The 12,688-nt window shown below is 71.4% G+C and carries 3 protein-coding genes; all 3 read left to right on the forward strand.

Annotated features, from left to right (window positions below):
* A partial coding sequence (locus tag GKO32_RS16700) for a type I polyketide synthase (RefSeq protein ID WP_154757804.1) occupies positions 1–5,031 on the forward strand: 5,031 nt, incomplete at its 5' end.
* Between the two features lie 25 nt (positions 5,032–5,056).
* Positions 5,057–11,245 carry a type I polyketide synthase gene (locus GKO32_RS16705; RefSeq protein WP_208024436.1) on the forward strand — a complete coding sequence of 2,063 codons (6,189 nt, stop codon included), beginning with the start codon at positions 5,057–5,059 and terminating at the stop codon, positions 11,243–11,245.
* A gap of 223 nt (positions 11,246–11,468) precedes the next feature.
* Positions 11,469–12,278, forward strand: a complete 810-nt coding sequence (locus tag GKO32_RS16710; protein WP_154757806.1) for an AfsR/SARP family transcriptional regulator — start codon at positions 11,469–11,471, stop codon at positions 12,276–12,278.
* The last annotated feature ends 410 nt before the right edge of the window (positions 12,279–12,688 follow it).

Raw genomic sequence — 12,688 nt, forward strand, 5'->3', positions numbered from 1 at the left:
AAGGAACCCGCCCACCCCGGCACCAGCTATGTGCGGCGCGGCGGTTTCCTGCACGACGCCGCCGAATTCGACGCCGGCTTCTTCGGCATCAGCCCGCGCGAAGCGCTCGCCACCGACCCGCAGCAGCGACTGTTGCTGGAAACCACGTGGGAAGCCGTGGAACGGGCGGGGATCGATCCGGCGGCGCTGCGTGGCACGGCGACCGGCGTGTTCGCGGGCATCATGTACAACGACTACGCCTCCCGAATCCGGCGCGCGCCCAAGGATCTCGAAGGGTTCCTGGTCAGCGGCAGCGCGGGCAGTGTGGCCTCGGGCAGGATCGCCTACAGCTTCGGCTTCGAAGGCCCGGCGGTCACCGTCGACACCGCGTGCTCGTCGTCGCTGGTGAGCATGCACCTCGCCGCGCAGGCACTGCGTGCGGGGGAGTGTGAGCTGGCGGTCGCGGGCGGGGTCACGGTGATGGCCACGCCGGCGTCGTTCGTCGAGTTCAGCCGCCAGCGCGGGTTGTCCCCCGACGGCCGGTGCAAATCGTTCTCCGCGGCGGCCGACGGCGCCGCCTGGGCGGAGGGCGCCGGAATGGTCCTGCTCGAACGGTTGTCCGACGCCCGGGCGAACGGTCACCAGGTGCTCGCGGTCATCCGCGGCTCGGCGGTCAACCAGGACGGTGCCTCCAACGGGCTCACCGCCCCCAACGGCCCGGCACAGGAACGGGTGATCCGCCGCGCGCTGGCGGGCGCCGGCCTGCGTCCGTCCGAAGTGGACGTGGTCGAGGCGCACGGCACGGGCACCTCGCTCGGCGATCCGATCGAGGCGCAGGCGCTGCTGGCGACCTACGGCCAGGACCGCGGCGACCTGCCGCTGCTCATCGGCTCGATCAAAGCCAACATCGGGCACGCCCAGGCCGCCGCGGGCGTGGCCGGCGTGATCAAGATGGTCGAGGCGATGCGGCACGGGCTGGCGCCCAGGACGCTGCACACCGACGAAGTCACGCCGCACGTGGATTGGTCCGGTGGTGGGGTCCGGGTGCTGACCGAGGCCGAGGCATGGCCGGAGACCGGTCGGCCGCGGCGGGCCGCGGTCTCCTCGTTCGGCATCAGCGGCACCAACGCACATCTCGTCCTCGAAGAAGGGGACATCGCCGCCCCGCCGAGCGCGGAGCCGGAGCGTCCGGTGCCCTGGCTGCTGTCGGCCCGCGACGAGACGGGCTTGCGATCCCAGGCCGCCCGCCTGCTCGATGCGCTCGCCGATGACGTCTCCTCGGCCGACATCGGGCACTCGCTGCGGGCCCGGACCCCGATGCCGCATCGGGCCGTCGTCGTCGGCGCCGACCGCGCCGAGCTGACCGGCGGGCTGCGCGCGATCGCCGCCGGCGAGGCGACGAGGGCGGTGGTCACCGGCCACGAGGACGATCCGGGACGGATCGCGTTCGTGTTTCCGGGTCAGGGTTGGCAGTGGGCGGGGATGGCGGTGGAGTTGCTGGATTCGTCGCCGGTGTTCGCGGAGCGGTTCGCCGAGTGTGGTGTGGCGTTGAGTGGGTTTGTGGAGTGGTCGTTGGTGGATGTGGTGCGGTCGGGTGTTTTTGATCGTGTTGATGTGGTGCAGCCGGTGTTGTGGGCGGTGATGGTGTCGTTGGCGGAGTTGTGGCGGTTTTATGGTGTGGAGCCGGATGCGGTGGTGGGGCATTCGCAGGGGGAGATCGCGGCGGCGACTGTCGCGGGTGCACTGTCGCTTGAGGACGGTGCCCGGGTGGTTGCCTTGCGCAGCAAGGCTTTGGTGGAACTGGCGGACACCGGCGGAATGGTGTCCGTGCCACTCCCGGTCGCGGAGACCACCGCATTACTGTCCACTTGGGACGGACGAGTGGACGTGGCCGCGGTCAACGGGCCCGAGGCCACCGTGGTGTCGGGCGACCTGGACGCGCTCACCGAGCTGCTGGCCCAATGCGAGGAAATCGGCGTGCGCGCCAAGAGAGTCGCGACAAACTACGCCTCGCACTCGCCGCATGTCGAGCGGGTCGAAGCCGACCTCGCCGAGAAGCTCGACGGCATCACGCCACGGCAACCGCAGGTGCCCTTCTACTCCACGCTGACCGGCCGCCTGCTCGATCGTGAGCTGGACGCCCGGTACTGGTACGACAACCTGCGCAACACCGTGCGCCTGACCGACGCCCTGCACGCCCTCTCCGAGGACGGGCACCGCACCTTCCTCGAGATCAGCGCCCATCCAGTGCTGACCACCGCGGTGAGCGAGACCGTCGAAGGCGCCATCGTCGGCGGCACACTCCGCAAGCAGCAGGGCGATCTGAGCCGCTTCCTCCGTGCCGCGGCGGAGGCGTACGTCAACGGCGTCCGGATAAATTGGGCCGCGGCCTACTCCGACGTCGACGCGCACCACACGCCGTTGCCCACCTACCCCTTCGAACGACGCCGCTACTGGCTCGACGCGCCTGCCGATGCCGGCACGGGCGCCGGCCACCCGCTGCTGGGCGCCGTGGTGGAGCTGGCCGACGACCAGGGGCTGGTGCTCACCGGCAGGGTGTCGCCGGAAACCCATCCGTGGCTGGCGGACCACACCGTCGCCGGCCGGATGATCCTGCCCGGCGCGGCCTTCGCGGAGCTGGCGCTGCACGCGGCCGACCACGCCGGTTTCGCCGGTGTCGAAGAGCTGATCGTCGAGGCGCCATTGGAGGTGGCCGCGGGCGCCATGACCCAGCTGCGCCTCACCGTCGGCGCGGACGGTTCCCTCGCTCTGCACTCGCGGCTCGACGGCGACCCGGGTCCCTGGCTCCGCCACGCGGCGGGCAAGCTGGCGCGGCAGGCGCCGGACGTGCCGGCGGGCGCCCTCACGGTCTGGCCCCCGGACGGCGCCGTACCGGTGGAACTGCCCGATCCCTACGGTGAACTCGCCGGGTACGAGCTCGGCTACGGCCCCGCATTCCAAGGCCTGCGGCGGGTGTGGCACGCGGGCGAGGACACCTACGCCGAGATCGAGCTCGGCGACGGCGCCGATCCGGACGGCTTCGGCATCCACCCCGCGCTGCTCGACGCCGCGCTGCACGCCGCCGCGCTGCGAACGCTCGCGGCGGGCGGGGGCGAACTGCGGCTGCCGTTCTCGTGGGCCGGCGTCCGTCTCCACGCCACCGACGCGACCGCACTGCGCGTGCGGCTCTCCCCGGCCGGGCCGGACAGCTACACGCTGCTGCTGACCGATCCGGCCGGCAGCCCCGTCGCGTCCGTGCTGGCCATGAGCACCCGGCCGGTGGATGTCAAGCAGCTCACCGGGGCACGCCTGCCCGCGGACGCGCTGACCACGCTGCGCTGGACCGAGCGGCCCGGCCTGGCCATGCGCCAGGCGGTGGTACTCGGCGACGAGGGCCTCGACGGGCTCGCCGACGTGCCACCCTGCGTCGTGCTCCCGGTGCCCGCCGGCGCCGACCCGCACGCCGCCACCCGCCGCGTGCTCGAAACGGTCCAGCACTGGCTGTCCGAAGAGCGGTTCGCGGACGCCACTCTCGTGGTGGCCACCAGCGGCGCGGTCGCCGTGGCGGCCGAACCGATCACCGATCTCGGCGGCGCCGCCGTGTGGGGACTCGTCCGCACGGTGCAGCGCGAGGAACCGGACCGTGTCCTGCTGCTCGACACCGACCGCCTGGACCCCGGGGCCGTCCCTGCCTCGGCACCGGAGACGGCGATGCGCGGCGGAGCGTGTTACGAGCCGCGCCTCGTCCCGGTCGCCCCGGTCGTCACGGAACAGCGGACGCCGATGGGCGCCGCGCTGGTGACCGGCGCGGGTGGGGCGCTCGGGCGGCTCGTGGCCCGGCACCTGGTCACCGTCCACGGGGTGCGCGACCTGCTGTTGCTCGGCCGTCGCGTCGCGGACGACCTGGTGACCGAGCTGACCGGTCTCGGCGCGCGGGTGCGCATGCTCTCCTGCGATGTCGGCGATCGCGAGGCGCTGGCCGCCGCGCTGGCCGGAGAGCGGTTCGACATGATCGTGCATGCCGCCGGCGTCCTCGACGACGCGACGGTCGCCTCGCTCACCCCCGAACGCATCGGGAATGTGCTGCGCCCCAAGGCCGACGCGGCCCGTTACCTGCACGAGCTGACGGCGGACAGGGGAGTGCGGTCGTTCGTCCTGTTCTCGTCTGCCGCGGGCACCCTGGGCAACCCGGGGCAAGCGGGTTACGCCGCCGCCAACGCCTACCTCGACGCGCTCGCCACTGCCCGCGTCACCGCAGGACTGCCAGGGTTGTCGCTGGCTTGGGGGCTGTGGGACTCCGACAGTGCGATGACCGGCGATGCCGACCGCGACCGGATGGCGCGGGCGGGAATCACCGCGATGACCCCCGAGCAGGGGCTCGCGCTGTTCGACCGCGCGCTCGGGCTGGCCGAGCCGACCGCTGTGGCGGCGAGGTTCGATGCGGCTGCCCTGCACGCACGTGCCGCCGACGGGAGCCTGCCGCCGGTGCTGGCCGGGCTGGTGCGCGGCAACGCCCGGCGGGCCGCGAGCACCACAGGGCAGCCCGCGCCGGGGCAGTTGTCCGAGCAGCTGGCCCACCTGCCGGAGGCGGAGCGGAAGACGAAGCTGCTGACACTGGTCCGGCAGCAGGCGGCGGCCGTGCTGGCACATCCGGCACCCGAGTCGCTGGAAAGCCGGCGCGGCCTGCTGGAGCTCGGTTTCGACTCGCTCACCGCGGTCGAGCTGCGCAACCGCCTGACCAGGGCCACCGGCCTGGCGCTGCCCAACACCCTGCTGTTCGACCATCCCACGATCACCGCACTCGCCGAGCACCTTGGCGAGCGGCTCGCCGCCGGCCGGCCCGCCACGGGCGGGGCGCTCGCCGAACTCGATCGCATCGGGACGGTGCTGGCGGCCATCACCCCGGACAGTCCCGGCGCGGACGAGATCGGGCGGCGGCTGGAAGCGCTGCTGCGCACGTGGCGTGCCGCGGGAACGGGGGGCGAGGACCTGTCGGCGGCGACCGACGACGAGCTGTTCTCCGTGCTCGATGACGAGTTCGGCATCTCCTGACCGGCCAACGAGGAAGAGGCGGATCGTGACCTCCACAGAAGACAAGCTTCGCGACTACCTCAAGCGCGCCACGGCCGAGCTGCGCACCGCACACCGGCAACTGGCCAGGACGACCGAGCCGATCGCGATCCTCGGCATGGCCTGCCGCTATCCCGGCGGCGCCGACACACCCGAAGCACTCTGGCGGCTGGTCGAAAACGAGACCGACGCGATCACGTCGTTCCCGGACAACCGGGGCTGGGACCTGGCCGGCCTGCACGACCCTGACCCGGACCACCCTGGCACCACCTATGTCACCGAGGGCGGCTTCCTCCACGAAGCCGCCGGGTTCGACGCGGCCTTCTTCGGGATGAGTCCCCGTGAAGCGCTCGCCACCGACCCGCAGCAGCGGCTGCTGCTGCAGATCGGCTGGGAGGCGCTGGAACGGGCGGGGATCGATCCGGAACCCTTGCGCGGGACGGAAACCGGGGTGTTCACGGGGCTGATGTACGCGGACTATGCCGAGCAGGCCCGGCCCGCGCCCGCCGAACTCGAGGGGTTCCTCGGCATCGGCAGCGCCGGCAGCGTCGCCTCCGGGCGCATCGCCTATGTGCTCGGCCTGCAGGGGCCCACGGTCACCGTCGACACCGCCTGTTCGTCTTCGCTCGTGTCGGTGCACCTCGCGATGCGTGCCCTGCGTAATGGCGAATGCGGGCTCGCGCTGGCCGGCGGCGTCACGGTGATGGCGACGCCGCAGCCGTTCATCGAATTCAGCCGGCAGCACGGGCTGTCGCACAGTGGCCGCTGCCGGTCCTTCGCCGACGCCGCGGACGGCGCCGCCTGGGCGGAGGGCGCCGGGATGCTCGTGCTGGAACGGCTTTCCGACGCACAGGCCAACGGGCATCCGGTGCTCGCCGTGCTGCGGGGCTCCGCGGTGAACTCCGACGGCGCCAGCAGTCAGCTCACCGCGCCCAACGGGCCCTCACAGCAGCGGGTGATCCGGGCCGCGCTGGCCGACGCCCGCCTTTCCACGGCGGACGTGGGCGTCGTCGAAGCGCACGGCACCGGCACCCGGCTCGGCGACCCGATCGAGGTGCAGGCGCTGATGGCGACCTACGGCCGGGACCGGCCCGCGGACCGCCCGCTGCTGCTCGGCTCCGTCAAATCCAACCTGGGCCACACGCAGGCGGCCGCGGGTGTGGCGGGAATCATCAAGGTCGTCGAGTCGCTGCGGCACGGGGTCGTACCCGCGACCCTGCACGTCGACCGGCCCTCCACCCAGGTCGACTGGTCCGAGGGCACGGTCAGCCTGCTCACCGAGGCCCGCCCGTGGCCGGCGGGCGTGCGCCGCGCGGCGGTGTCGTCGTTCGGGCTCAGCGGCACCAATGCGCACGTGATCGTGGAAGAGGCCCCCGCGACTGCCGGTGCGCAGTCCCCGGGGGAGGCCGAACCGGACGGCCGGATCCTGCCCTGGCTGGTCACCGCACGAACCGAGACCGCACTACGGGCGCAGGCCGCGAGGCTGGCCGAGGCCGCCCCAGATGCGGACCCCGCCCAGGTCGGCCGCGCGTTGATGAAGACCCGGACCCGCTTCGAGCAGCGCGCTTTCGTGCTCGGCGCCGATCGCGCGGAGCTGCGCGCGGGCCTGCTGGCCCTGTCCCGCGGCGAGCCGGCGCCCACGGTGGTGACCGGACCGGCGGGTAGCGGTGGCAGCACGGCGTTCGTGTTCACCGGTCAGGGCGCACAGCGCGCGGGCATGGGACGCGAGCTGTACGAAACGTTCGCGGTGTTCGCCGCGGCCTTCGATGAGGTCGCCGACGAGCTCGGGCTGCCGCTGCGGGACGTGGTGTTCGGCGGTTCACCGCTGCTGGACCGCACTGAATACACCCAGCCCGCGCTGTTCACGCACGGCGTCGCGCTGTACCGGCTGCTGGAGAGCTTCGGCGTCGTCCCGGACGCCGTCGCGGGCCACTCCATCGGAGAACTGACCGCCGCGCACGTCGCCGGCGTGCTGACCCTCCAGGACGCCTGCCGGCTCGTCGCTGCCCGGGGACGGCTCATGGGGCAGCTCCCGGCCGGCGGCGCGATGATCTCCGTGCAGGCCGCCGAGGACGAGGTCATCGACCTACTCGGGGAAACCGGGCAGGCGAGCATCGCCGCCGTCAACGGGCCGTCGTCGATCGTGCTTTCCGGCGCGGAGGACGTCGTGGAGGACGTCGCCGCGCAGCTGCGCGCACGCGGCCACCGGACCAAGCGACTGACCGTGAGCCATGCTTTCCACTCGCCGCTGATGGAGCCGATGCTGGCCGAGTTCGGCGCGGTGGCCGAGACGATCCGCTACGCGGAGCCCAAGATCCCGGTCGTGTCCGCGCTCGTGTCGCCGGCCCCCGCCACGGCCGGCCACTGGGTGCGCCACGTCCGTGAAGCCGTCCGGTTCGGTGACTGCGTGGACGAGCTGATCGCACAGGGCACGGCCCAGTTCGCCGAGATCGGTCCGGACGCGGTCCTCACGGCGATGGTCGCCGAACGTGGTGGGCGCTGCGTGCCGACCGCGCGCCGCGGTGACACCGGTCCTCGGCCGCTGGTGGCCGCGCTCGCCGCCCTGCACATCCGCGGGCTCGAGGTCGACTTCACCCCGCTGCTCGGCAGCGGTGATCAGCACGTCGACCTGCCGACCTACCCGTTCGAACTGCACGACTACTGGCTCACCGGCCCGCGGCGGCCGGCCGACGCCGGCGGCCTGGGACAGAACGCGGCGCCGCATCCCCTGCTCGCCTCGTCGATCGAGGTCGCCGAGGCCGGTCCGACTGTGCTGACCGGCCGGCTCGACGCGCGTACGCACCCGTGGCTGGCCGACCACGTCGTCGCAGGCCAGGTGCTGCTGCCCGGCACCGCGTTCGCCGACATGCTGCTGTCGGTCGGCGACCGTATCGAGGACGTCATCCTCGAGGCGCCACTGGTGTTGCCGGCCGATGTGCAGGTCGTGGCTGGTTCCGCCGGCGACGACGGCAGACAGGAGATCTCGGTGTACGGGCGGACCGGCGGTAGCTGGACCCGGCACGCCGTCGCGACGGTCGGCCCGGGCGCCGCCGAGCCTGTCACGACGCCGAAGCAGTGGCCCCCGGCCGGCTCGGTCGAGCTGGACACCGGCGGCGTCTACGACTTCCTCGCCTCGCTCGGCCTCGGCTACGGCCCCGCCTTCCGCGGACTACAGGCATGCTGGCGCGAAGGCGAGTCGCTGCACGCGGAAGTCGCGTTGCCGTCCGATGTGGACACCGAGGGCTACGGGCTGCACCCCGCGTTGTTCGATGCGGCGCTGCATGCACTGATCCTTCGCGATGAGGGACACGAACTACGGGTGCCGTACGAATGGCGGGGGATCGAACTGCACTCGACGGGCGCGACCGCCGCACGCGTCACGCTGGCCCCGGCCGGCGGCCGGGACGAGTTCTCACTGACACTGTCGGATCATTCGGGCGCACTCATCGCGTCGGTGGAAACGTTGGTGCTGCGACCTTTCTCCGCGCCGGTCCGGCCGAAGACCGGCGTGCCCGTCTACCAGCCGGACTGGTCACCGGTGACCGGGCGGCCGGACGGCGAAGTGCCGGACACCGAGGTCGTGCACCTGACACCCGGCGGTGGTGAAGTGCCGGCGGACGTCCATCGCGTCGTGCGCGACCTTCTCGAGCGCGTCGCCGGCGGCGCCGGGCGGGTCGCGGTGCTGACCGAGGGTGCGGTCGCCGTGCTTCCCGGGGAAGACGTGACCGACCTGGCAGGCGCCGCGGCCTGGGGGCTGCTGCGCACAGCCCAGCTGGAACAACCGGACCGGATCGTGCTCGTGGACGGCACGACCACGGACCTGCCCGCCGCGCTGGCCAGTGGCCTGCCCCAGGTCGCGGTCCGGGAGAACCGGCTGTTCCGGCCCACGCTGGCGCCCGTGGGCGGGCACTCCGTCGTGCCATCAGCGGGGGAGTGGCGCCTCGAGACCACGACCCCCGGGAACCTGGACTCGCTCGTCGCGGTGGCGGATCCGGCGCAGGCGAGGCCGCTCGCCGACGGCGAGGTGCGGATCGAGGTGCGGGCCGCGGGACTGAATTTCCGCGATGTGCTGGTCGCTCTGGGCATGTATCCCGGTGAAGCCGTCCTGGGCGGAGAGGGCGCCGGCGTGGTCGTCGAGGCCGGGCCCGGGGTGCGGGACCTCGTCCCCGGCGACCGTGTCCTGGGATTGTTCGCGCCCGCTTTCGGGGCCACCGCCATCGCCGACCGCCGGCATGTCGCGCTGATCCCCGAAGGCTGGGATTTCGACCAGGCCGCCGCCGTGCCCACGGTCTACCTCACTGCCTGGTACGGCCTGGTGCACCTGGCCGGCCTGCGGGCAGGGGAACGGGTGCTCGTGCATGCGGCGACCGGTGGCGTCGGCACGGCGGCGGTGCAGGTGGCCCGGTATCTCGGCGCGGAGGTCTTCACCACGGCCAGCACGGGCAAACAGCCCATTCTGCGTGCGCTCGGCTTCGACGACGACCACATCGGGGACTCCCGCACATTGGAGTTCGGCGCGAAGTTCCTCGACGGCACCGGGGGCGCGGGCATGGACGTGGTGCTCAACTCACTGTCCGGTGAGTTCCTGGACGCGTCGCTGCGGCTGCTGCCCCGCGGCGGCCGGTTCGCCGAGATGGGCAAGACCGACGTGCGGGACCCTGCGCGGGTCCGCGCCGATCACCCCGGGGTCGAGTACACCGCTTTCGACCTCGCCACCATCGACCCCGCGCTGATCGCCACGATGCTCGGTGAGGTGCTGGAGCTGTTGGCGACGGGGGCGTTCGCGCCGATGCCGCTCACCGTCCGGCCGATCGAACAGGCGACGTCCGCGTTCCGGCATCTGCAGCAGGCCAAACACGTCGGCAAGGTCGTCCTGCGGTTGCCGCGCCGATGGCAGCCGTCGGGCACGGTGCTCGTCACCGGCGGGACGGGTGCGCTGGGTTCGGCCGTGGCCCGTCGTCTGGTGACGAACCACGGCATGCGCAACCTGCTGCTGCTCAGCAGGCGCGGCCCGGACGCCACCGGCGCCGATGAGCTCGTGTCGGAGCTGCGCGCTCTCGGCGCGAGCGCGACCGTGGTGGCCTGCGACGCCGCCGATCGGGAGGCCCTTGCCGCCACGCTCGCGGCCATTCCGCCCGAACGCCCGCTGACCGCGGTCGTGCACGCGGCCGGGATCACGCGGGACTCGCTGCTGGAAAGCATGTCCGCCGACGACTGCGACGCGGTGCTGCGCCCGAAGGTCGACGGCGCATGGAACCTGCACGAGCTGGCGGGCGACGTCGCCGGGTTCGTCTTGTTCTCGTCACTGGCCGGGACGGCGGGCAATCCCGGGCAGGGCAACTACTCCGCGGCCAACGCCTTCCTAGACGCGCTTGCCGTCCATCGACAGGCGGCGGGTGCCCCCGCGTCCTCGCTGGTGTGGGGTTTGTGGGAGGGCGAAAGTGCCATCACGGGATCGCTCGGCGACGCCGATCGCGCGCGCATGAGCCGCGGTGGCGTGCTCCCGTTGGCTGCCACCAGCGCGCTCGAGTTGTTCGACGACGCGGTGCGCGCCGCCCGCCCGGTGACCGTGCTGGCGCGGTTCGACGATGTCGCACTGCGGAAACGCGCGGAGGACGGGACGCTGCCGGCCCCGCTGAGCACACTGGTGACGGGCCCCCGGCGCCGCGCCGTCGCCGCCCTCGGCGGTCCGTCGCTGGCCGACCGGATCGCCCAGCTGCCGGTGTCCGAGCAGGACGAGACGCTCTCCGGCTTCATCCGCGGCGAGGTTGCTGCCGTGCTGGCCTACGGCGCCGGCGAAGACATCGACGGTGACCGGGCGTTCAAGGACCTCGGTTTCGATTCGCTGACAGCCGTCGAGCTCCGGAACCGGCTCGGCGCCGCGACCGGCCTGCGGCTGGCGCCCACCCTGGCCTTCGACCACCCCACGATCAACGAGCTGGCCCGGTTCCTGCGGGCGGAACTGGCGCCCGAGCAGATTCCCGACGGCTCGCGGCTGCTGGCCGAGTTGCGAGATCTCAAATCCAGGCTCGTGGAGGCGTCGCCGTCCGCCGACGAGTCCGCGCAGATCGGACGATTGTTGCGAGAACTGTCGTCCGAGTGGCGCACGGGTCGGGCCGCCGATGACGAGCAGGAGCTGGCGTCCGCGAGTGTCGCCGAAATATTCTCCATTATTGACAGAGAGCTCGACAGGTAATGCAAACGAGTGAATGAACAGTCCTATCGTGCCGTGTTCGATGTGTCTTCACGCATTGTTCGGGAAAGGCGAAACCTCACCGAACCTTCACCAGTAGTGTTGCTTCGAAAGCAACCTCCGAGCCACGGCGTGGTGGCACAACTCGTTGTGAGCTATAGGGGATCTGGCAGTGAGGTATGAGTTGCTCGGGTGCTTGCGGGTGATTGACGGAAACGATGTCAAGATGCTCACGGCACCCAAGGTCGAAAAACTTCTGGCCGTATTGTTAGTCAGGTCGGGGCGACCGACCTCGATAAGTCAGCTCATCGACGAAATCTGGCTCTCGGAGCCGCCCAGGCGGGCGGTTCCGGCTTTGCATGTCTACATTTCACAACTGCGAAAATTCCTGGCGCGTGCGGGAGCCGCCGAAACTCCGGTGGTGACGAGGTCGCCGGGATATCTGTTCGAGCCCGCGGACGAGGACGACAGCGATTTCCGCGAGTTCGAACGCCTGGCGGCCAAGGGAAGTGAGCTGGCGAAGGCCGGGTTCCCGGCCGGTGCCGTCGACGCCTACCGTCGTGCGCTCGCCCTGTGGCGGGGGCCCGTACTCGGTGACGCGGGGGGAGGTCCGATCCTGCGGGGTTTCGGCACGTGGCTCAACGAGCTGCGGCTGCAGTGCATCGCGACGATGGTGACCTGCGGGATGGAGTTGGGGCAGCATCTCGAACTGGTGCCGTTGCTGCGGCAGACGACGCTGGAGAACCCGCTCAACGAAATCTATTACCAGCAGCTGATGCTCGTGCTGTATCGCTGCGGCCGTCGGGCGGAAGCGCTGGAGGTGTACCGGGAACTGCACCGGACCCTTCGGATGGAACTGGGCATCGAACCCGGCCGCGCGGTGGCCGAACTCCACCAACGGATCATGCTTGCCGAGTCCGGCGAGGTTTCGCCAGACATGGACTGCGAGCTCCTGTGGACCGCGACAGCCGGAATCGGAGTCTCGATCAGCCAGTCGGCTGCGAATCCTGACCCAGCTCGACCAGGCCGCTACTGATGCAGCTGCTCGGGCCTTCAGCCGACCAAGAAACCATTCGTACTTCACGGATAAATGGTGGGCTACGGGTGCTGGCAATTGATCGAACCTTGTGGGGACACCCAACAAGTCAGTGTACGAACCCAAGCCTGCTGGTCGGTGCTTCCGATGGGACTGTCCGTGATCGGGCGCTGTCGCACTTTCGGTGGTGGTGAGGCCGTGCTGGTGACGGCAAGATCATTTGGCGCGCATGGTGAAAGTGCCTGCTGCCGTGGTGTTTCGGGGTTATCGCTGCCGTCACGGCTTCAGCACGGCCACACCGCGGCCGGACCATGCGCCGCGCAACATCTACGTTCGCGAGGAACACCTCCTTGATACCTCGGCTGGTCTGCTCCGCCAGGACGGGCAGGCGACCACCGCGTTCCGCTCCC

It is taken from the genome of Amycolatopsis pithecellobii (genome assembly GCF_009707865.1).
Taxonomy (GTDB): domain Bacteria; phylum Actinomycetota; class Actinomycetes; order Mycobacteriales; family Pseudonocardiaceae; genus Amycolatopsis_E; species Amycolatopsis_E pithecellobii.